This window comes from Paenibacillus sp. SEL3 (assembly GCF_054602585.1).
Genome location: NZ_CM137725.1, coordinates 5,019,360 through 5,041,334 on the forward strand (window position 1 = coordinate 5,019,360; position 21,975 = coordinate 5,041,334).

Genomic DNA, 21,975 nt, shown 5'->3' on the forward strand with positions numbered 1-21,975 from the left:
AGGGGAATACCACTTGTCCATTCAACGTAAAAAAATATCCATTGTTGGCGCCGGTTTTACCGGTGCCACTACCGCATTGCTGCTGGCTCAAAAGGAGCTAGGTGATATCGTACTGATCGATATTCCGCAACTAGAGAATCCGACCAAAGGCAAGGCGCTTGATATTTTGGAGGCCGGTCCGGTACAGGGATTTGACAGTCAGATCACGGGCACTTCCAATTACGAGGATGCAGCTAACTCAGATATCGTCATTATTACAGCTGGGATTGCACGCAAGCCGGGTATGAGCCGTGATGATTTGGTAAATACGAACGCAGGAATTGTAAAATCCGTTTGTGAGAACGTGAAGAAGTATGCGCCAGATTCTATTGTTATTATTCTGAGCAATCCGGTAGATGCTATGACCTATACTGCCTACCAAACGCTGGGTTTCCCGAAAAATCGGGTTATTGGCCAATCCGGTGTGCTTGATACAGCGCGATATTGTACCTTTATTGCACAAGAGCTTAACGTTTCCGTCGAAGACGTGCGCGGCTTCGTTATGGGGGGCCACGGTGATGATATGGTGCCTCTGGTACGCTATTCCAGTGTTGGAGGTATACCTATCGAAACTCTGATTTCGCAGGAACGTATCGAAGCGATCGTACAACGTACACGCGGCGGTGGCGGAGAGATCGTCAACCTGTTGGGTAATGGTAGCGCATATTATGCTCCGGCAGCTTCGCTTGCACAGATGACGGAAGCGATTGTAAAAGACAAAAAACGGATTATCCCAGTCATCGCCTATCTGGAGGGAGAGTACGGCTATCAGGATTTATTCCTTGGCGTACCGACACTTCTTGGTGGCAATGGCATCGAAAAAGTGTTCGAGTTGGAATTGACAGCCGAAGAAAAAGCAGCGCTCGATCAATCCGCGGAGTCGGTCCGCAGTGTGATTAAAATAGTTACCGTTTAGATTCAATTTTCTACTAAAACGGTGACTATTACCTGAAGAGGTGTCCCTAAGCCATAGTCATGGCCGCGGGACACCTCTTTTACTCATAAACAGAATATAGGGAATCTATTCGTTTTCTTCCTTATTCCTTTGCTTTGACTCACTTCCCCGGTATAATAGAGTTCATATGCATTGATAGTTACATGAGGACTTTGCAAAATCCTGACATAGAAAAGCATGTCCCAAAACACTGAAAAAGATGGTAGTCATTCGTTGGAATATGATCGTTCTATGGAAAAAAAGTTTGTAAGAAAACAAAGAAGTGGAGGTTGTAAAATGTTTTTTATTCACATTATTGGATCACTGGCGATGGGTTTTTATTTATTGCTCCCCTTCGTGGTGGGCAAAATCGACAAATTGGCTCCTAGCGTGCAGGAAGGAACGATATCGGCTGTTCAGCTATTGAACCGTTTGGCTCAATTTGCGCTGATCTTAGTGCTTGTTAGCGGTATCTATATGATTTTTCCCTGGGGTTCTTATTCGGTAGCATGGATTGTTGTCGTTTTGCTGTTGTTTCTCGCTATTTCTGGTATTGCGGGAGCCATGGGTAAGCCGTTACGGCTGTCGCTGGAAGCGATTCGTAGCCAACAGCCTATTACGCAATATGCTGGCAAAATGCGAATGTTCAGTACGCTGCTTGCCGTCTTCCTGATTTTAATTACGTTTTTAATGGTATACAGCGATATTATTTAATTATGCATTTAGTGAGAGTCTATAATCGAATGATGACAAATGCTAAATTGAAAAACGGTCTGTGCTGAATAAGCATAGGCCGTTTTTTTTTGCGCTCAAATCACTACATTGTTCTTTTTTCGTTTAACGAATAACTTTGTGTGGTAATTCAGGAGTAGAGTGGATGCAAATGTTGCATCCTAAAAAATATCTGATTTTGAAGGGAGAATGTACAATGTCTAAAAGTAATCAACCTCAGCAAACTTTGCCCCCACAGCATCAGGACCAGCAACCGGGGATTGAGTCCAAAATGTCGCCTGCACCCCAATTTGAAAAACCAACTTACAAAGCCGCTGGCAAGCTAACAGGTAAAGTTGCACTTATTACTGGTGGGGACAGTGGAATTGGTCGGGCTGTAGCTGTCACGTATGCCAAAGAAGGTGCGGACGTAGCCATCATCTACTTGAATGAGCATAAGGATGCGGAAGAAACAAAACGTCAGGTGGAACAGGAGGGACGCAAATGCGTGTTGATTCCTGGCGATATCGGAGATGATCAATTTGCCAAAAAAGCGGTTCAACAGACAGTTAACGAACTGGGCAAGCTCGACATCGTTGTGAACAATGCGGCAGAGCAACATCCACAACAAAAGCTGGAGGATATCACCAAAGAACAGTTGGAGCGCACGTTCCGAACGAATATTTTCGGTATGTTCTTCTTGACGCAAGCAGCATTGCCGCATTTGAAAAAAGGGAGCACGATCGTCAACACAACATCGATTACCGCGTATGCTGGGAACAAGACACTCATTGATTATTCATCGACCAAAGGGGCAATCACATCCTTTACACGTTCCCTTTCACTCAATTTGGCAGATCAAGGCATTCGGGTGAACGCTGTAGCACCAGGGCCGATCTGGACACCGTTAATCCCGTCTACATTTGATGCCAAGACGGTCAGCGAGTTTGGAGGAGCGCAGCCAATGAAGCGTCCGGGTCAGCCGGAAGAATTGGCGCCAGCCTATGTGTACCTTGCTTCAGATGATTCTTCATATGTAAGCGGACAGGTTATTCATATCAATGGCGGTGAAGTTATAAACGGATAAAAGGACAAGGGAAAGGTTAGGGCTGTGTTATGCCCTAGCCTTTTTTCTTTTCACAGTGGAACATAATGAAGGTAGCCTGTAGAATGAGACTTAACTTACATAAAGGATGGGCATATTTTATGAAATCGTTTCGTTTCAGGCTTACCCTGATCATGCTGATTTTGATTGGCGTATCTGTCCTTGCTGCTGGAATCACGATGGGACAAATTTTTAAAAATTCGAATATGAAGGTGCTAGAGGAGAACATGGGACGGGAGATCGACCTGCTTCGAGCTACATTCCCTTTTGTTAATGCAGATGCCCTGTCCAGCACGGATTATGTCTCTTATTATTCTCAAAAGGCGAAGGAAATTGCTCGTCTTACGGAATCGCGGGTGACCTTCATTCGCAAGGACGGGACGGTGGTTGGAGATTCGTTAAGCGATCCGCGAAAGATGGAAAACCACGCATCTCGTGAAGAAATTCAGCAAGCTTCAACAGAGAAGATTGGACGCACGATTCGTTACAGCGAAACCTTGCAGCGGAACATGCTATACGTTGCAGAGCCTGTTGTATCGGATAAGGGTTTTGACGGATATATCCGTTTGTCCATGAGTCTGAAAGCGGTGGAGGAGGGAGTGCAGCGCGGCTGGACGGCCATCGGGATTGGTCTAGTGTTGCTGTTTATTGCTGCTGGACTGGTGAGCTATCGTATTGCTCGCAGTCTCACCTCGCCCATTGAACATATTACTGGGGTAGCCAACCGTATATCAGGACTGGATTATGACGCAAGGGTTGGTGTGCAGCGCCGGGACGAGGTAGGGCAACTGGGTGAAGCCATTAATCGTATGGCTGATAGTCTCCAAAACCAAATGAAAACGATACGTGACAATGAGGATCTGCTCCAGAGTGTCATGAGTAATATGACAGGCGGAATTCTAATGATTGATGCAAATGAGTGTATTGCGCTTGTAAACCGTGAGTCTGAGCGAATGCTTGGTGTCGTGGGTAAACGGGTGACAGACAAGCCGTATCATGAGCTGAAGAAGCATTATGAGCTCACAAAGCTAATTGAGGGCAGTATACAAAGCCGAGAAAGGCTGCATGGTGAGGTTCATTTGTACAATCCCGAGGAGAGACTCGTGTTGCTGGACGGTGTTCCGATGTATGAGGATGAGGGCGGATACCGGGGGATGCTGTTCCTTTTACAGGATATTACGGCTATTCGACGGTTGGAAAATATGCGGAGCGAATTTGTGGCTAACGTTTCTCATGAGCTAAAAACGCCGATTGCCGCAGTCAAGGGTTTTGCCGAGACCTTGCTCGGTGGCGGGGTTAAAGATGAGGAGACGGCCCGTTCATTTTTGCAAATTATATATGATGAAAGCGAACGATTGAATCGGTTGATCGGTGATATTCTGGAGCTGTCCAAAATCGAGTCCAAGCGTTCCCCTCTGGAATGCTCGCCGGTGCACGTTTCGTCGTTCATAGAATCATTGCTGGAAAAACTGAACAATGTAGCTGCCAAAAAAAGAATTTCACTACACATGGATATCCCGGATGAGCTGTTTATGGAGGCAGATGAAGATAAGCTTCAGCAGATTTTCCTGAACCTTTTGTCTAATGGCATCAACTATACACTTGATGGTGGCAAGGTAAAGATTAAGGTTCTAACGATACAGCGCGAGAATGACACCGAAAAGGTCGTATTTACAGTCAGTGATACAGGTATTGGAATTCCGAAGAAGGACCTGCCACGTATCTTTGAGCGTTTTTACCGGGTGGACAAAGGTCGCTCGCGTAACTCTGGCGGAACGGGGCTGGGATTGTCGATCGTCAAGCACTTGGTCGATTTGCATCATGGCACCCTTTCGGTGGAAAGTGAGCTTGGATTGGGTACCACATTTACAGTTGAATTACCGCTATTGCAACAGGAAGAATGAACTAGAACATTTTTTACATTCTGTTAACAATGCCGTGATAAAATAAACGGGTGTCGCATGAGTATGGAAAAAGTTTCAGGATTTTGACCAATGCGCCTTTAACAGGTAAACAGGAGATGAAGTTATTTATGGGACAACGCTTGCTGGTTATTGAGGATGAACCAACGCTTGCCAGATTGCTATCCTACAATTTAATACAAGAAGGCTTCGAAGTGGATACGGAGGATCATGGCAGTGCCGGGTTTGAGAAAGCCTCCAGAGAGTCCTACGATTTGATCCTGCTGGATTTGATGCTACCGGGAATGAACGGACTGGACATTCTGAGCAGACTTCGCCATCAGGGGCTGACGACGCCTATTATTATCTTAACGGCCAAAAACGGTGAAGCCGAGGTTGTCCAAGGGCTGAAGTCGGGTGCGGATGATTACATCACGAAGCCTTTTGGCGTTTCTGAGCTGTTGGCCCGCGTGACGGCTGTGCTGCGAAGAACTTCCGGTGGGGATGAAGGAGTGTTGTCTGATCAGAAGGATAGCTCCAAAATTCAATTGGGGGAGCTGGAGATTTACCCTGAAAAATATGAAGTCATTCTTGGAGGTCAGTCCATCAGCCTTAGACCCAAGGAATTTGAGGTGCTTCTTTATTTGTCCCGCAAGCCGGGTGTGGTATTAACCCGAGATGATCTGATGAATGCTGTTTGGGGTTTTGACTACATTGGCGGGCAACGGACCGTGGATGTACACGTCAGTTCCTTACGTAAAAAGCTGGAGCTGGATCCCGACTCGGTTCATATTGATTCGATCCGTGGAGTGGGGTACAAGCTGGTTGTAAATAAAAAAAGAAGCGCTTCTCATTTATTATAAATGAGGAGCGTTTTTCTTTATTCAGGGCAGTGTCCGGGGACCTTTGTGTCCATTTTGTGATTTTACATTTCATTAACAAAACTAGACGCTAGAATCAACAAATGACCGATATGATGTTCCCGTCACTCCAAGTAGTTAAAAAAAAGGGGACTTCAGAACGATGATAACGGAACCAAAGACCCAGCCGAGCTCCACTGCCGTGATTGAACGTGAAGCATACAAGTCGATTACTACCTATGTGCCATGCCGGGAGGTTCCGATCATTGGTACGGATATGTCTTGTAAAGAACTGTTAGCCCTTATGAAAACACAGGAAGATATTCCTTGTGTCATTGTTGTGGATAAAAATGATCTTCCATTGGGCATTATTATGAGAGATGCGTACAATCGCCATTTTACGGGCAGATTTGCTGCGGCGTTGTTCTATGACAAGCCTGCGGCCCTATTTGCCGACCCCGATACATTAATTGTGGATCTGAAAAGCCAAGCATCGGACATTGTGGAACTGGCGATGCTGCGCGAAGATCAGCGTTTTTACGACTGTGTGTTGATTAAGGAAGGAACACGGTTACTCGGCGTACTCACGATTCGTGATATCCTGTCCGTCGTGCAGCGAATGCAAAGAGAAGCAGATGAAGAGCGGGGCGATGTGATTCGGCATAGCTATGACGGAGTCCAGCGTATTCAGCTCACTGTGCTGGATGCAGCTAAAGAGGCCGATGACAGTGTGCGGCTAACCCGCTCAATGAGTGAATTATCCCGCCGTGGCAAAGTAGAACTGGAGGATGTTTTGCTCTCCTATCGTGCAGTCACGGAGCAAATGAAGCGTCAGCATGAGCAGATGTCGGCGTTGACCCAATCGCTGAATGACATTGCGGGCATGGCCTCATCCATTCGTGCACTAGCAGATCACAGCGGACTGCTGGCGATCAACGCATCCATTGAAGCGGCGCATGCTGGCGAACACGGACGAGGCTTCCAGATTGTGTCTCAGGAGGTGCGAAATATGTCACTCCAGACGAAAGCCTTTTCCACACAGATTACAGGTTTACTTACTCATATTGAGCAAATGCTGCGTGACACCACCGAACTGACGGATACGAGTATGCAGCAGATTCATACAGGCTCTCAATATATTTCTGCTGGAACACAAACTTTTGCCAAACTACTACAGGCTGTTGATGAAATTGAAGCCAAAAACAGCGAAATGTCTCGTTCCGCAGAGGAAGCGGCTTTGAAGGCAGCTGAAATTGCGCAGGAGCTTGAGCTCATGCTGAGTTCTTGATCATTTTACATACCGTTAACAAATCCACCACACTAAATTTACACACAGCTTATATAATCTTCATATTGTGCAAATCAGGTGCAATGCTTGAGGATCATAACTGCAACACGAAGGAGATCATAAATCCATGAATGATTCCGTAATCCGGATTGATAAGCTGAATTTATATTATGAGAAATTTCACGCGCTGAAACATATAAACCTCGATATTCCTGAAAAAACGGTAACTGCCTTTATCGGCCCGTCCGGCTGCGGCAAATCGACCCTGCTGCGTACGCTGAACCGGATGAATGACATGATACCGGGAACGCGTATTGAAGGCACCGTGAGTATCGCAGGTCAGGATATATACGGCGATACTATGGAAGTAGAAACTCTGCGTAAGCAGGTGGGAATGGTTTTTCAACAGCCTAACCCGTTTCCCAAATCGATTTATGATAACGTGGCCTACGGTCCGCGTCTGCATGGAGTTCGGCAAAAGGACAAGTTGGACGAATTGGTCGAGCAAAGCCTGCGGCAGGCGGCACTCTGGGAAGAGGTCAAGGACTTTTTGAAGCGTTCAGCTCTGAGCTTGTCCGGTGGACAACAGCAGCGGTTGTGCATTGCCCGGGCGCTTGCTGTACAGCCAGATATTTTGCTTATGGACGAGGCGACATCTGCGCTGGATCCGATCTCCACGATGAAAATTGAAGAACTGGTTCAGGAATTGCGAGACACGTATACCATTGTCATGGTGACGCATAACATGCATCAGGCAGCGCGTGTGTCTGGTAGAACTGCGTTCTTTTTGAATGGTGTTGTGGTGGAAGCGGCGGACACACAGACGATGTTTTCCACGCCGCAAGATCCACGTACGGAAGATTATATTTCAGGGCGATTTGGCTAAAGCCTACCAGATGAATATGCCAGAAGGGGTGACTTCGAAATGATACGTAGAAAAGGTTTTGATGAAGGATTAGACGAACTGAGAGCCGTACTGCGCGAAATGGGTGCACACGTTTCGAAGGCGCTCGATCAGGCCATTGAATGTTTGCAGACCAAAAATACAGAATTGGCTCAGCAGGTGGTCAAAAATGATGCATCCCTCAATACGCTGGAAGAGAATATTCTCGATATGGGTTCCAAGCTCATTATTACCCAGCAGCCGGTAGCGAAGGATTTGCGCCGAATCATTGTTGCATTTAAAATTTCCAGTGATCTGGAACGAATGGGCGATTTGGCACTTGATATTGCTAAGGTGACCCTTCGTCTGGAAGGGCAGCAGATCATTAAGCCGCTGGTGGATATTCCGCACATGGCTTCCATTGTTAAAGAAATGATTGACGATGCGATCAAATCCTATTTGGATGAAAATACAGATCTGGCCTACAAAATGGCCAAAGAGGATGATCGTGTGGATTCCATGTATAGCCACATGATCAGCGATCTGTACGCCTTCATGGTAGAAAAGCCGGCAGAGGCTTCACAAGCCATGCTGCAACTGCTTGTAGGACGATACATTGAACGAATTGGTGACCATGCTACGAATATCGGTGAAAGCACTGTATATCTCGTGACAGGGGAGAGACCAGATTTGAACCAGTAGAGCTTTCAGGTATATAGCGGTTGTTTCTGACCCAGACTTGTCTTTGAGCAAAAGGCAAATTTGGTTAGGAAGCAGCCGTTTTTTTCTGAAAAAGGAGTCTTGTATGTTAAGATAGGAAGAGGAATGCGTAAAACGTAAGAACGTTACGAATGCATTGATGAACTTGCGAGGTGCTAAATGGATAAACTCATGCTTATAGATGGTAACAGTATCATTTACCGGGCGTTTTTTGCTATGCCACCGTTAACGAATTCGAGCGGGCAGCAGACGAACGCGGTGTACGGATTTACGACGATGTTATTGCGGCTCTTGGAGGAGCACAAACCAACACATATGCTGGTTGCCTTCGATGCCGGTAAAATAACGTTTCGCCATAAGGGATACGAGGATTACAAAGGTGGACGGGAGAAAACCCCGCCAGAGCTGTCCCAGCAATTTCCGTTGCTGAAAGAGCTATTGACCGCTTTTGGCATTGCCCAGTTTGAACTGGATGGCTATGAGGCGGACGATATTATAGGGACCCTCTCCAAGACAGCGGACGAAGCAGGCTTCAATGTGCTGGTCGTGACCGGGGACAAGGATATGCTTCAATTGGCTTCAGACCATGTCACAGTCGGCTTGACTCGCAAAGGGGTTACTGAAGTGGAGACGTATGGACCTGAGCAAATTCAGGAACGATATGGGCTGAAGCCGCTGCAAATTATTGATCTTAAGGGCCTGATGGGCGATACGTCGGACAATATTCCTGGTATTCCCGGCGTGGGTGAAAAAACAGCGCTCAAGCTGCTGCATCAATACGGTTCAGTCGAAGAAGTGCTGGCGCACACGAATGAGCTGAAGGGCAAAATGAAAGAACGCGTTGAGACACATGCTGACGATGCGCGAATGAGCAAAGATTTGGCGACCATTTATCGGGACGTAACGTTGGACAAGCAGCTGGAAGATGTGGCCTTCGGCGGGCTGCAAGCAGAAACAGCCGGGCCAGCTCTGGCGAAGCTGGAGTTCAAGTCCTTGCTGGAACGTTTATCTTTTTCAGGTGAGGTTGGCAGTACTGGGGTAGACGTAGAGGAAGCCGCGGCTGACGTAACAGTGCTGGATGAGCAGCGGATTAGCGAATTGGTAGAAGTGTTGGATCATGTGGATGTGCTGCATGTTGAGACGCATGGCGATAATCCGCATCATGCTGACATCGTAGGTCTGATATTTGCCGCAACGGGACAGCAGTTTTTTATGACACTGGATGTACTGCAAAGCGATACAGCTACACCTATTCGCGAATGGCTTGCTGACCCTGAACGCAAAAAACGCGGTCATGATCTGCATCGTACGGATTTGGCTTTACACTGGCATGGAATTGAGTTTGCAGGTGCCGAGTTTGATGTGCAATTGGCAGGATACTTGCTGGACCCAACTGATGCAAACCAGACATTGAGCGGATTGGCAGCCAAATATGGCTTGTCTTCGATCCGTCCTGACGAAGAAGTGTTCGGCAAAGGAGCTAAATATAAAGTTCCTGACGTGGATGTACTGTCTGATCATGTGGCGCGTAAGGCAGCGGTGATTGAAGCTTTGGTGCCTGTGCAGCAGGCTGAGTTGGAGAAAACGGAAATGCACAAGCTGTTTCATGAGCTGGAGATGCCGTTGTCCCGCATTTTGGCGGATATGGAGAAGCAGGGCATTTTGGTGAACGTAGAAGAACTGCGTGCTTTGGGTAAAGAATTTGAAGCCCAGATCGCAACGTTGGTGAACGAGATCTACAGCATTGCCGGAGTAGAGTTCAATCTGAATTCGCCTAAGCAGTTGGGTGAGATTTTGTTTGATAAACTGGGTTTACCTGTCATTAAAAAGACGAAAACGGGGTACTCGACCGATGCGGAGGTACTGGAAAAGCTGGCCCCCTATCATGATATTGTACAAAACATTTTGCAGTACCGTACCATTGCCAAACTCCAATCGACGTATGTTGAAGGATTGCTTAAAGAAATTTCGGAGAAAACGGGTAAGGTGCATACGTATTTCCGGCAGACGGTTGCAGCAACTGGACGCTTGAGTAGTCAATTTCCGAATTTGCAAAACATTCCGATTCGTCTTGAAGAAGGTCGCAAAATCCGCAAAGTATTTGTTCCGTCCGAACCGGGCTGGTCTATTTTGGCGGCAGACTACTCACAGATTGAGCTGCGGGTGCTGGCTGATATTTCGGATGATGAACGTTTGAAGGAAGCCTTTGTCCACGATATGGACATTCACACCAAGACCGCATCCGATGTGTTCGGTGTAGCAGCGGAAGATGTGGACTCCAATATGCGGCGTTCTGCGAAGGCAGTCAACTTTGGGATTGTCTACGGGATCAGTGATTATGGTCTGTCACAAAATTTGAATATTACGCGGAAGGAAGCGGCTCGCTTTATCGACCAGTATTTTGATGTGTTCCAAGGCGTTCGCCGTTACATGGATGATATTGTGAAGGATGCGAAGCGGGACGGCTACGTAAAAACGCTGTTGGAACGCAGACGCTATTTGCCGGAGATTAACGCCAGCAATTTCAACCTGCGTTCATTCGCCGAGCGTACAGCGATGAATACGCCGATTCAAGGCACCGCAGCCGATATTATCAAGTTGGCGATGGTACAGATGGATAAAGCGCTACGTGAACGTAATCTTCGTAGCAGAATGCTGCTCCAAGTACATGATGAGCTTGTATTCGAGGTTCCGCCTGAGGAAATGGAAACGATGAAAGAGCTTGTCCCGGCTACCATGGAAGCTGCATTAAAGCTGGCTGTGCCGCTCAAAGCCGAAGTAAGCTATGGCAGCAATTGGTATGAGGCCAAATAAGATATTTCAATGAGTAGATAGTCCCAATTTGACGCTGCTTCCGTTATAATATAGGGTGAGGTGAAGACATCATGCCGGAATTACCGGAAGTAGAAACCATTAAACGAACGCTAAACGAGCTTATCGTTGATAAACATATAGATCATGTCACTGTGAATCTGCCGCGGATCATTCAACGGCCCGATGATATCCACGCTTTTGCCATGGAATTGGCTGATCACCGGATTACAGGGGTGGAGAGACGCGGAAAGTTTCTGCGGATTTTGCTGGACGGGCTGGTGCTGGTCTCCCATCTTCGAATGGAAGGACGATATGGATTATATTCACAACATGATCCTGTGGAAAAGCATACCCATGTCATCTTTCATTTTAAAGATGGTACGGAGTTGCGTTATCAGGATGTGCGCCAGTTTGGCACGATGCACTTATTTCCAGCAGGACAGGATTTGCTGGAAAAGCCGCTGAACAAACTTGGTCTGGAACCGATGGACGAGGCCTTTACACCAGAAATGCTGCGTGCCGCTGTTGGAACTCGTTCGACTTCGATCAAGGCAGCGCTGTTAAACCAGTCATATGTGGTGGGCATCGGGAATATCTATGTAGATGAATCGTTGTTTAAGGCGGGGATTCATCCAGCACAGCCAGCCAAAAGCCTAACGGATAGCCAATTTCATGTCTTGCATGAAGCTATTGTCTCCACGCTAGGTGCGTCCATTCAGGTTGGAGGCTCGTCCATTAAATCATTCGTGAATGGACAGGGCGAAGCGGGCGACTTCCAGCATCAATTGCAAATCTATGGACGTAACGCGAAGCCTTGCATCAACTGTGGTACATTGATCGAAAAATCTGTCGTAGCCGGACGGGGCACACATCATTGTCCGGTCTGCCAGCCTCTGCGCTAAACAAGCACAGTCACCCCAAGCCCATCCCTCTCATATATTGTTCCAAGTACCAATACTGCGGAGGGTTTCGGTTGTTATAAGGCCCTGCCTTCGCAATGGGAGGGAATTGGAGTGGCTAATCATTGGGGAGCCCTGCTGTTACTGGCATTTGCGCTAAGTTTGGACAGTTTCGGAGTCGGTGTTACATATGGTCTGCGCAAAATGAAAATTCCACTGTTGTCGATTGCTATCATCTCCGTATGTTCAGGTTTGGTGATCGGCATATCCATGCAATTGGGCGCATTACTATCTCGTGCCCTGTCTCCTGTATATACTACCGTTTTCGGTGCTGTCATCCTGATCTGTATCGGCTGTTACTCTTTGATTCAAGCTCTGCACCGCAAAGAGGATTTGCCAGAGGATTCAGTGGAGCCCTCTCGGGGTTTGCTTCTTACAAAACAGACTGATCCAGCGAGCAGATCTGTTCTTGGGGAGAAGAAGGGTGTAGAGAATGCTGATACCGAGTCTTTCCCTAGCTCAAGAAAAGATCTGTCGGCAGAAGCTTCTGTGGAGCAGCAGGAACGAACAGTATTTTCTCTGGAGCTTCGCAAATGGGGGCTTGTTATTCGGATTCTTCGAAGCCCGTCTGCTGCGGATATGGACCGTTCCGGCAGTATATCTGCTACCGAAGCGGTTTGGCTGGGTATTGCATTATCGGTCGATGCGTTCGGAGCGGGACTCGGGGCAGCTATGCTTGGTTTTCAGCCACTGTCTACTGCGCTGGCTATTACGTTATTCAGTGGAACATTTTTGATTGCAGGGATGAAGGCAGGCTTTTTTCTATCAGCATTTCGATTTATGAAGGCGCTGGGTGTATTGCCGGCATTATTACTGATTATGATGGGCATATTGAAGCTGTTATGAGGTGAAAGAGCATGAATATCGGATTAACCGGAGGTATTGCTACCGGAAAAAGCACCGTGTCGGCTCTTTTGGTCGCCAAAGGTGCGCTGCTGATCGACGCAGATGCCATTGCCCGGGAAGTGATGCTTCCGGGGCATCCGGTGTTGGCGGCGGTCATTCAGCATTTTGGACAAGCTATAGTGAACAGTGACGGAACTCTGCTTCGCAAAAAACTGGGGGAGATTGTATTCGGAGACCCTGCCCAGCGGCAGGCACTTAACGATATTACACATCCTGCTATTCGTGAGGAAATGCGTATGCGCATGGAAGCATTTGAACGGGAACAGCCGGACAAGCTTGTTTTGGCAGATATTCCGTTACTGTACGAGTCGGGGCTTGAGAGCTTGTACGAGGAAATTATGGTTGTGTACGTACCACGTGATATTCAGCTCCAGCGTCTGGTGCTCAGAGACGGTCTGACGGAGGAGCAAGCTGGACTTCGGCTGTCCGCACAAATGGATATTGAGCAAAAGAAAAGCTTGGCCGATATCGTTATTGATAATAGTGGAACACAGACTGAGACGAAGCGACAAATTGATCAATTTTGGCAGCGGAAGGGACTTGCATGAATATTTTGCGAAAGAAAAGAGTCCTGCTCATTTTGTTTGTCGGGTTTGTCCTGATTCTATTCCTTAATTCAAATTGGATGTCCTGGTTCTATCCAATTCAATATAAGGATGAGATTCGGCAGTATTCACAGACGTATGAAGTAGACCCATTTTTGGTGGCGTCTATTATCCGTGTAGAAACCAATTTTAAAACCAGTAAGCAGTCACATAAGGGGGCGCTAGGGCTGATGCAGATTATGCCGAATACGGCAAATTGGATTATGGACAGCGCCCAGATTCAAAAGGTTCCGCTGGACAGTGTCAAGCACGAGCCTGGCACCAATATTGAGCTGGGAACCTGGTATTTGCATAACCTATCCATAAAGTTTCAGGATAATCCTGTAGCAATCGTAGCTGCTTACAATGCAGGGCCGGGTAAAGTTCAAGAGTGGCTGGATAAGGGAGTGTGGGATGGAAAAGAAGAGTCCATCAAGCAAATCCCTTTTGGTGAAACACGACATTATGTACAGCGGGTCATTTATTACTACAGGCAATACACGAAAATTTATAATGATTTTTAAATCCAAGTTAATGACATGATGAGCTTTTCGCTTTAAAATGAAAAAAGCGTTGGACAGGCTGTTTTTACCAGCCCATCCAGACACTTTTTCTTGTTATTTTTGCATTATTACCGCGATTATTGGTATTGACCTGCCAATTGTTGTTCGGCGATCGTTACGAGGCGTTTTGTGATGTAGCCCCCGATCGAACCGTTCTCATAGGAAGTCATATTACCTTGGTATCCATCTTGAGGAATGCTGATACCCAACTCTTGAGCGATTTCAAATTTCATTTGCTCCAGAGCGCCGGAGGATCTGCTGACTACCAGATTGTTGGAGTTGCCATTGTTTCCTTGTGCCATTGTTGTTCACCTCCTCGCGATATGGTAAACATATTATGATCTGTTTTGACAAAATTATTACTAAAAGTCTTCGGGAATTTATTGGAAAAAGAAAGTGGTGAGATTATGAAATGTCCGTATTGTGCCTACAATGGCACGAAAGTGCTGGATTCGCGACCTGCGAATGATAACAAGTCCATCCGTCGCCGCCGTGAATGTGAGCAGTGTGCCAGGCGTTTTACCACCTTTGAAATGGTGGAGGAAACCCCTCTCATGGTCATCAAAAAAGACGGCAGCCGTGAAGAGTTTAGTCGTGATAAAATGCTGCGCGGTCTCATTCGAGCCTGCGAGAAGCGTCCAGTATCCGTCGAGCAACTGGATATGATCGTATCCCAGGTGGAGAACGCTATCCGCAACACAGCAGCCACAGAAGTGGATAGCCAGCAGATTGGTGAGCTGGTCATGGAACAGCTTTACCCAGTGGATGAAGTCGCCTACGTACGTTTTGCGTCCGTCTATCGTCAGTTTAAAGACATCAATATGTTTATGAAGGAACTGAAAACACTGTTATCTAAAGATACAGCCAGCGACTGATCGCTGACTGTATCTTTTCTGGGCCATGAAGGGAGAAAATTATATTTTTTTATAAAAGTATTGACACAGGGTTAAATATTTTATATGATATAGAAGTCGCTTGAAACGTTGATAAAACTTGCTTATGATGGGGCCTTAGCTCAGCTGGGAGAGCGCATCGCTGGCAGCGATGAGGTCAGGGGTTCGATCCCCCTAGGCTCCACCAAAATTTTATTATGGACTCTTAGCTCAGTTGGTAGAGCAGTTGACTCTTAATCAATTGGTCCAGGGTTCGAGTCCCTGAGAGTCCATCCTTTTAGAAAAACGGCAGAGATGCCGTTTTTTTGTTGTTTATAGATCTATTCCCAGTCTAACCGAGAACAGTTATGAGTTGAATGAGCGCGTAACTGAATGCACAGAAAACAGATCCTACAGGGAAATAGACGTCTTTTTTGAATTGCAACCCATTATTCACGAGTGCAAGGACTAGTTATTTGCAGACATGGGCTGCCCATTGACGAACTCTCAGAACAATGCGGACTGTCTGTAGACCGCATTAAGAAAATCGTATACTCAAAAAAAATGTACCCTTTTATCTTTCGATGGATTTTTTATCAGCATATTCAAAAGAAGTGTGGAAAAAACATCATTGTTTAACGCTCACTGACATAATTGGCAAGGATTTCGAGATACTCGTCATTCACCAATTTTCTTGGGGCGAATACGGCTGTTAAAAAAGTTAGATATTTTGAACGCGCGATTTTTTCATCCATCATGGAGTGGTCGGCTTCAGGTAAATGAATCACGGACAGCAGTTCTGGAGGTATTTTCTGGCGATAGACTCGCTCGGTATCCTTTGCATCGACATTAATATCTTTTCCAGCCAGAACCAAGAGTACAGGAGTATGGAAGTGACTTAATTCTTCGGTGGAATCAGACAGAAAATTTTTGCGTATAAAGCTCCATCTTTCTTTGGAAATCATATCGTCAGGATCGGCTATGCTTAGATATTCTTCATAAGAAGCCTGTCTTTTCAGTAACTGTAGAATCTCTTGATCGTAGTTCAATGTCTTTTGAATTTCTTGCGGAGTAACTCCTTCTCGCTCCAGTTCTTTTCTGGTATTAAATTGTCCTTGGGAAATCCAGTTCACGGCAGGCGATACAAGGATGCTGAATGCAATATCATGCTCCTCTTTAACGATCTTCGGAATGACCCATCCTGCTTGACTGGCTCCCCATAGGCCGATTTTTTGCTTATCAATCATAGGTAAGCTTCTTGCCCAGTCTATTGCATATCGGATCTCCTGTGCGCGGTCCTCCATGCTTTGGGCGAGCCAGTTACCAGGAGCGCTGTTAATACCGGGCTTATTCAGTGACAAGGAGGCATAACCCTTGGAAGCGAACTTTTCCCACAGTGGTTTGTATCCATCATCATAGGTGTCATTAATAGGACCATCCCCATGGACAAAAACAACCAATCCAACCTTTCCCGAGTAGTTCTTAGGCAAAGTTAATGTACCTGTTAACAGCCCTTTAGGTGTCGTGATTTGTATTTTTTCTTCTGTCATCTTGTAAGAATTTTGATATAGAACAATGAGTACCGATACAACAGCCAGAGCTGCCGTAATACCAAAAGTAAGCTTGAGTGTTTTTTTCAATGATGCTCTCTCCTCGAATGCAGGTTCTCTTTCCAACTCATCAGATGCCATACAGGCTCCTTGAACCAAAAATGCCGTAACCCATTATATTTGGATTGTTTTACTTCAAACGCCAGTTGGTGATACAAACGGATAGCCCCTTGGTTCTTATGCGCTACGTGAAGTGTCAATGCATGAAAACCAGATTCAACCGAAAATTGCTGTGCGAAAGCTACAAGATGGCGTCCTATTCCCTGATTACGATGACTTGAACGAATCGCCAAATGATCAATGTAACACTCATTTGCAGCGGGGGTATACTCTAGCGCATGCATACCTGCCAAAAATTTAAATACATTGAAACAACCAAACTGTTTTAGCAGCGGAGTCAAAGAAATGGGGTTTGTTTCAGGAAGTGAAGAGTAGGAGGGTTTCCATTTAAGGGAAAGAACACCGATAACTTCTTCGTTTTCTTTAGCTACAAATTGTTTCATAGATGTAGAATAAGGATTTTGAACCCAAACCTGCATTAACAACTGCTGTATAGCTTGATCCTTTAGTGTAACAAGAGATTGGAATTTTGCTTTAAACGATTCGACTAAAAGACTGCAAACAGCTTCATTGTCTTGTTTTTGGTATGCAACAATGTCAAAAGATTTTGCACTCATGTAACACCCTCCAAGATTTATTCTACTTTGACTTGAATTTCATATTGTAGCTTGTTGTTGTCGAACATCGAAAGATAAGATTTTTCTACTAGAATGATCTTGCTTTGGCAGTTATATTGGTGATGAGCTACATATCGTTCCATTTGTTTGATTTCATAATCAATCTCAGGTTCTTCAATGACGGAAAGATGCTTATAAAGATAGTTGCCTTCTTCCAGAATATAGTCAGCCACATCCGCCGTTTCATAACACAGCTTCAACTGTCCAGCATCAGACAAGTAATGCAGGTCATTTTCAAATAATCGAGGTGGGGCAGGGCGGTGTTCAAATAGGTTTCCGGCAGTGAACTCTTGACCATTCTCCAATGCAAACCATAGCTTTAAATGACGGGGACCTAATCGTTTGACTTGATACTCATCGCCCTGCTGGGTCCGATTATTATATTCTTCTAACACTTTGTGAATAAACTGTTCATGCATCTTTAAGTTAGCTATTTCAGCTTGTACTTTTTGCAACGAATGCTCTAAAAGCTGGTTATAATCATCGGCAGCATAGGAAGTCATACATTCTTGAATCTGACCGACAGGGACATTTAATTTACGTAGTAATAAAATATGCGATAGCTGATAAATCTCATGAAGCCCGTACATCCGATATTGATTTTCTTCAGTATGTGATGGATAGAGGATTCCCTTTTCTTCAAAATATCGCAGTTGATGTACAGATACATTCATAAGCTGAGCAAGCTGGCTGATCGTAATGTGTTCTTTCAATGAGAGGACTCCTTACTGATATTTGAATAACTCCACTATAAACCTTAGGTCAGACCTAGGGTCAATAGAAAATATCAAACAAATCTTGGATAGGCGTAGGTGTCGAGCATTTGATGCCCACACCAAGGGGGAGACTGGAGAGTTTACCTGTCGGTGATAACCCGTTATAATCATAAGATTAGTGAGCATAAACAAGATGCTCAGGATGAAGGTTAGAATGGGGAAATCATGTTGAAAACTTTTAAAAAGGTATACATTGAGATAACGAGCATTTGCAATCTCGCATGCAGCTTTTGTCCTCAAACACAGCGTGTCAAAAAATTTATTGATCCGGAAGTCTTTCGAAATGTGCTTGATCAGGTCAAACCACATACAGATTATATCTATTTGCATGTAAAAGGAGAGCCGTTGCTCCATCCGAAAATTGATCTTTTACTGGAAAGTGCTCATGAGAAAGGCTTAAAGGTCAATATTACCACTAATGGTACCTTGCTGCCGAAGACCGGACATAAGCTGCTTGGGCAACCAGCGCTGCGTCAGATGAACTTCTCTCTCCATAGTTTTGACGGACATGAAGGCTCCGTGGATCGAGAAGGATATTTGGGTAATATTTTCACGTTTGTAAGAGAAGCGGTGAAACACAATGTCATTATTTCGTTCCGTCTCTGGAACTTGACTGAAGATAATTTGACTAATGTGCAGCGTCAGCGCAATCGGGAAACACTTGAACGACTGGAGCAAGAGTTTGGACTGGACTATCGGATTGAGGAAAAGGTGATACCGGGTAGTGGGGTCAAAATCGCACCAAACGTTTATTTGAATCAGGACCACGAATTTGAATGGCCGAGCCTCAGTGCCCCGGAAGATGACGGAAAAGGCTTTTGCCATGCACTCCGTAGCCAAGCAGCGATATTGGTGGATGGAACGGTGGTCCCTTGCTGTCTGGATGGAGAAGGTGTCATTAATTTAGGTAATGTGCATGAGCAATCTTTTTCCGACATTGTGGAAGGGGAGCGTGCAAACCGTCTGTACTTCGGGTTCTCCAAAAGAGAAGCGGTAGAAGAGTTATGCCGAAAATGCGGGTACCGCAAACGATTTGGAACATAGCCATACAGGTAGAGCTTTAATCGACAGTAGAATGAATCGCAAGAAAGATAGCCCTTTTGCAGGGCTTTTTTACTTATATTTTGATATATACATACATAATTAATGGTTTTAAACTATTCAGAGGAAGTTGGATATATTCGATTGCTTGTGAGAATGATTATCAATTATAATAAATTTAATTCTGATAGGACGGAATAAGAACTGAAGGAACGGTTTGGATGGGGGCTGAGCGGTAGTAATGAAGTTGAACGATCACATTTTGCTGTGGAATCATGTTTTTATACAGGTGATGGATGTTCGTCATAGGAAGATCGAAAAAGGAGAGGAGCTTCGAGCCTATCGACTTCCTGCCAGTGCGTTCTTATATGCCGTGCGTGGAAGTCCACGGGTACGGTTGGATAACAGTATTCACAGGATAGAGCGTTTCCATGTACTGCATGGCGGAAAAGGAATGTGCCTGAGTATCCTGGCGGAGGATGTGCTTGAATATTACATCATTTTGTACAGGGCGACGTTGGCCCTGCCTGATCGCAAAGAGATAGCACAATTGCTGGAAAAGGAAAATCCCTTTCAGAATCAGTATGCTTTCGCACCACATTACCCGCTGTCCCTGTACGAGAAAGTGAAGCTGTTGGAGCAAGAATGGCGTGGAGCTTCTGGACTTGGCAAACTGCATGTTAAAGCCTTGTTTCATCAATTTGTATACGAGTTGTTGCAGCAGTTGTATTGGCAGGGCATCGAACCTCTTAAGCCCGACCTTGTATCGCAGGCTCATGCACGGAAGAGTTAAAATAACGGCCATGATGATTATGCTGTGTTTATCATTGATGCTGGGAGCTTGCTCGGCTCCGACGAATACAAATGGAAGTTCGCAAACGAAGGCTAATCATACAGCGACAACATCCAACAGCGATGGACAAGCGGCAGTGCAAGCACTGGATAAATTCCGTAGAATCAGTGAAATCTTTGGCAAGCAGAAAGAAGCCGAGCAGTGGATTACTGAATACGAGAAGAAAGCTGCAGAGGCCAGAACGAAAATTCAAGGTATCGTTAAGGACGGAGAGACGGTTTCAATTGTACAAGTCGCCAATAAATCGATATATGTTTTGGCAGCGAAAGGCGGCAATTACGGAAGTCCGACCATTTATCAGATGCTAAAGCTGCCACCTACCAAGAAGGCATTGAATATGAAAGAAGGATTTGAAAATATTTCACTTGAGGTTTTACCCGAGTATATGGGAGATCACATCTTTGTATACGGTTCAGAAGATGAAGGGGCTAATCAGATTCTGCATAGTGAGCTATGGAAAGGCCTTCAGCTGGATACCATAGTTAATCTCTTATTAGCCCACAAAAAATTAAAGGATGTACAAGTAACATCTCCTATCTAAACAAGGGGAAGCTTTTAGAATTTCAAGCTGTGATAGTCATATAGACAAAATCCGCTTAACACAAAGATTCCTAAGTGTTTGGCGGATTTTATCATGTCTATATTTCTTCTTCTCTGTATGTTTTGGTGTATCTTTGAAATTCAGATTTTTGATTATCGTAATAATCAGCTCTCGTCCAAAAAATAATTTGAGAGAATGAGTCGGAATGTTCCAAATAAGTGATTAGATATACAATTTTTACTTTATCACTCTCTACCCATACTTCGTATTGCAAGCCTTGATTCCCGTTTATATTGACCTTTACTGGTCCTGTCGAAATAATCCCTTTTCCAGACCTTTTGAGTACTAATTGAGCTGAAAACTCAGCGTAATCTTTTAATGTGATCATTGAGGATTTCTCATACGGCAGTTCAGATTTCCAATCCTTGATGATCGTCATGTATGCATCGTTTTTTTCATACCAAGCTTGAATTAGCGCATCTGGATTAAGAATTAAACCAGTCTTCCATATATAAGGGAGACGAATTTGTTGCGTGGCATCTTCACTTTTAAATGTTTTCAAAATAGTTGTTGAGCGAAGGTCTGGCTTAACTTGTGAGTCGCTTAAGACTTTCAAGGAGCTGGCTATAGTTGCAAATTCGTGATGTTGTTCTACTGCAGAGCCTCCCCTTGAATAGATTAATACTTGAAGATAGTGCTGCTTACTCTCTAACATGGCACTGAAGTAATAGACCTGTTGGCCATTGTATTTCCCGCTATAATCGGCTGTTCTGGCGGTTGTGGAATCAATCTGGATTGGGGTAGTATCCACAGCCTTAAAGTTTTCTAGGCCCAATGCGGAGATTTCTTCACGTTGCTGTACGAATTCGTCGAGCGTCATATTATTTGCAAAAGCTGACTTGGGGACACGGAAAACCAGACCTACATTCTTTTTTTCTTTGTCACAAACACTAAGCACCGAATCCAGTTGTCCCTGTTTAAATTTACGCCAGCCAGCGGGAATGGTAAGAGCCACAAGATCCTTATCCGAGGTAACGGTATGAGGCAGCGACTCTGTGACGGGTAGAACAGGCTGACTTTCTTTGTCTACAACTGTTGTACTATGAGTCGCATTGTCTACATCAGAATTTGTTTGGACTGCAGTTGCAGCATTTTTTGAGGTGCAGCTGGTAAGCATGAGCACTGCGATCAGTGCAATAACATAAAATCGGAAATGCGCAAAATTGAATTTCATGGAAATAACTCCCTCTGTTTCATATTTACAAAGGAAATTTTACC

The 21,975-nt window shown here is 45.2% G+C and carries 22 protein-coding genes and 2 tRNA genes; 19 read left to right on the plus strand and 5 right to left on the minus strand.

Annotated features, from left to right (window positions below):
- Positions 1-13: 13 nt before the first annotated feature.
- The 13 genes from mdh (at position 14) to ACYCS5_RS23210 (ending at position 14,228) form a co-directional block, all read left to right on the plus strand.
- A complete protein-coding gene (mdh, locus tag ACYCS5_RS23150) occupies positions 14-955 on the plus strand; it encodes a malate dehydrogenase (protein ID WP_028542892.1) in 942 nt (313 codons plus the stop codon).
- Between the two features lie 315 nt (positions 956-1,270).
- Positions 1,271-1,687, plus strand: a complete 417-nt coding sequence (locus tag ACYCS5_RS23155; protein ID WP_069011198.1) for a hypothetical protein — start codon at positions 1,271-1,273, stop codon at positions 1,685-1,687.
- A 214-nt stretch (positions 1,688-1,901) separates the two neighbouring features.
- Complete coding sequence (locus ACYCS5_RS23160; protein ID WP_029516625.1) at positions 1,902-2,771, plus strand: SDR family oxidoreductase; 870 nt, start codon at positions 1,902-1,904, stop codon at positions 2,769-2,771.
- 119 nt (positions 2,772-2,890) lie between these two features.
- Positions 2,891-4,693, plus strand: a complete 1,803-nt coding sequence (gene pnpS / locus ACYCS5_RS23165; protein WP_029516626.1) for a two-component system histidine kinase PnpS — start codon at positions 2,891-2,893, stop codon at positions 4,691-4,693.
- Positions 4,694-4,821: 128 nt separating this feature from the next.
- Positions 4,822-5,553, plus strand: coding sequence for a response regulator transcription factor (locus tag ACYCS5_RS23170; protein ID WP_013309604.1), 732 nt, complete (start codon positions 4,822-4,824; stop codon positions 5,551-5,553).
- Between the two features lie 160 nt (positions 5,554-5,713).
- The gene (locus tag ACYCS5_RS23175) at positions 5,714-6,838 is read left to right on the plus strand and encodes a methyl-accepting chemotaxis protein (protein ID WP_459760182.1); all 1,125 of its coding nucleotides are present in this window, start codon (positions 5,714-5,716) and stop codon (positions 6,836-6,838) included.
- 127 nt (positions 6,839-6,965) lie between these two features.
- Positions 6,966-7,724 carry a phosphate ABC transporter ATP-binding protein PstB gene (gene pstB / locus ACYCS5_RS23180; protein WP_459760183.1) on the plus strand — a complete coding sequence of 253 codons (759 nt, stop codon included), beginning with the start codon at positions 6,966-6,968 and terminating at the stop codon, positions 7,722-7,724.
- Between the two features lie 39 nt (positions 7,725-7,763).
- Positions 7,764-8,423 carry a phosphate signaling complex protein PhoU gene (gene phoU, locus ACYCS5_RS23185; RefSeq protein WP_025721993.1) on the plus strand — a complete coding sequence of 220 codons (660 nt, stop codon included), beginning with the start codon at positions 7,764-7,766 and terminating at the stop codon, positions 8,421-8,423.
- A gap of 177 nt (positions 8,424-8,600) precedes the next feature.
- Positions 8,601-11,255 (plus strand): DNA polymerase I, encoded by a 2,655-nt coding sequence (gene polA, locus ACYCS5_RS23190; RefSeq protein ID WP_318626765.1) that lies wholly within the window; start codon positions 8,601-8,603, stop codon positions 11,253-11,255.
- A gap of 71 nt (positions 11,256-11,326) precedes the next feature.
- On the plus strand, positions 11,327-12,157 hold the full coding sequence (gene mutM, locus ACYCS5_RS23195; protein ID WP_069011196.1) for a DNA-formamidopyrimidine glycosylase: 831 nt from the start codon (positions 11,327-11,329) through the stop codon (positions 12,155-12,157).
- A gap of 111 nt (positions 12,158-12,268) precedes the next feature.
- Positions 12,269-13,060 carry an MntP/YtaF family protein gene (locus tag ACYCS5_RS23200; protein ID WP_165145296.1) on the plus strand — a complete coding sequence of 264 codons (792 nt, stop codon included), beginning with the start codon at positions 12,269-12,271 and terminating at the stop codon, positions 13,058-13,060.
- Between the two features lie 11 nt (positions 13,061-13,071).
- Entirely contained in the window at positions 13,072-13,668 is a 597-nt protein-coding gene (coaE, locus tag ACYCS5_RS23205; protein WP_165145299.1) for a dephospho-CoA kinase, read from the plus strand.
- Positions 13,665-14,228, plus strand: a complete 564-nt coding sequence (locus ACYCS5_RS23210; RefSeq protein WP_029516633.1) for a lytic transglycosylase domain-containing protein — start codon at positions 13,665-13,667, stop codon at positions 14,226-14,228. The genes coaE and ACYCS5_RS23210 overlap by 4 nt, the downstream gene beginning before the upstream one ends.
- Before the next feature lie 116 nt (positions 14,229-14,344).
- Here the strand turns inward: ACYCS5_RS23210 and ACYCS5_RS23215 are convergent, their stop codons facing one another.
- Positions 14,345-14,569 (minus strand): alpha/beta-type small acid-soluble spore protein, encoded by a 225-nt coding sequence (locus tag ACYCS5_RS23215; RefSeq protein ID WP_025685069.1) that lies wholly within the window; start codon positions 14,567-14,569, stop codon positions 14,345-14,347.
- A 105-nt stretch (positions 14,570-14,674) separates the two neighbouring features.
- On the opposite strand from ACYCS5_RS23215, the gene nrdR reads away from it, so the two are divergent.
- The 3 genes from nrdR (at position 14,675) to ACYCS5_RS23230 (ending at position 15,432) form a co-directional block, all read left to right on the plus strand.
- A complete protein-coding gene (gene nrdR / locus ACYCS5_RS23220) occupies positions 14,675-15,142 on the plus strand; it encodes a transcriptional regulator NrdR (protein ID WP_013309614.1) in 468 nt (155 codons plus the stop codon).
- 129 nt (positions 15,143-15,271) lie between these two features.
- Positions 15,272-15,347, plus strand: a tRNA-Ala gene (locus tag ACYCS5_RS23225).
- 12 nt (positions 15,348-15,359) lie between these two features.
- A tRNA-Lys gene (locus ACYCS5_RS23230) sits at positions 15,360-15,432 on the plus strand.
- 342 nt (positions 15,433-15,774) lie between these two features.
- On the opposite strand, the gene ACYCS5_RS23235 is transcribed toward ACYCS5_RS23230, so the two are convergent.
- From ACYCS5_RS23235 to ACYCS5_RS23245, 3 genes are read right to left on the minus strand one after another with little or no spacing between them, the layout of a single operon-like run.
- On the minus strand, positions 15,775-16,779 hold the full coding sequence (locus ACYCS5_RS23235) for an alpha/beta hydrolase family protein (RefSeq protein WP_459760184.1): 1,005 nt from the start codon (positions 16,777-16,779) through the stop codon (positions 15,775-15,777).
- The gene (locus tag ACYCS5_RS23240; RefSeq protein WP_459760185.1) at positions 16,776-17,426 is read right to left on the minus strand and encodes a GNAT family N-acetyltransferase; all 651 of its coding nucleotides are present in this window, start codon (positions 17,424-17,426) and stop codon (positions 16,776-16,778) included. Before ACYCS5_RS23240 ends, ACYCS5_RS23235 begins: the two co-directional genes overlap by 4 nt.
- Positions 17,427-17,443: 17 nt before the next feature.
- Positions 17,444-18,199, minus strand: a complete 756-nt coding sequence (locus tag ACYCS5_RS23245; RefSeq protein ID WP_459760186.1) for a helix-turn-helix domain-containing protein — start codon at positions 18,197-18,199, stop codon at positions 17,444-17,446.
- Between the two features lie 228 nt (positions 18,200-18,427).
- Here ACYCS5_RS23245 and ACYCS5_RS23250 point away from each other — a divergent pair, with 228 nt between their 5' ends.
- The 3 genes from ACYCS5_RS23250 to ACYCS5_RS23260 all read left to right on the plus strand — a co-directional run bounded on the left by ACYCS5_RS23250 (position 18,428) and on the right by ACYCS5_RS23260 (position 20,697).
- Positions 18,428-19,306 carry a radical SAM/SPASM domain-containing protein gene (locus tag ACYCS5_RS23250; RefSeq protein WP_039269916.1) on the plus strand — a complete coding sequence of 293 codons (879 nt, stop codon included), beginning with the start codon at positions 18,428-18,430 and terminating at the stop codon, positions 19,304-19,306.
- A 238-nt stretch (positions 19,307-19,544) separates the two neighbouring features.
- A complete protein-coding gene (locus tag ACYCS5_RS23255) occupies positions 19,545-20,096 on the plus strand; it encodes a hypothetical protein (RefSeq protein ID WP_256026103.1) in 552 nt (183 codons plus the stop codon).
- A gap of 37 nt (positions 20,097-20,133) precedes the next feature.
- A complete protein-coding gene (locus ACYCS5_RS23260; RefSeq protein WP_459760187.1) occupies positions 20,134-20,697 on the plus strand; it encodes an ABC transporter substrate-binding protein in 564 nt (187 codons plus the stop codon).
- A 97-nt stretch (positions 20,698-20,794) separates the two neighbouring features.
- Here the strand turns inward: ACYCS5_RS23260 and ACYCS5_RS23265 are convergent, their stop codons facing one another.
- The gene (locus ACYCS5_RS23265) at positions 20,795-21,931 is read right to left on the minus strand and encodes a hypothetical protein (protein ID WP_069012187.1); all 1,137 of its coding nucleotides are present in this window, start codon (positions 21,929-21,931) and stop codon (positions 20,795-20,797) included.
- Positions 21,932-21,975: the final 44 nt, after the last annotated feature.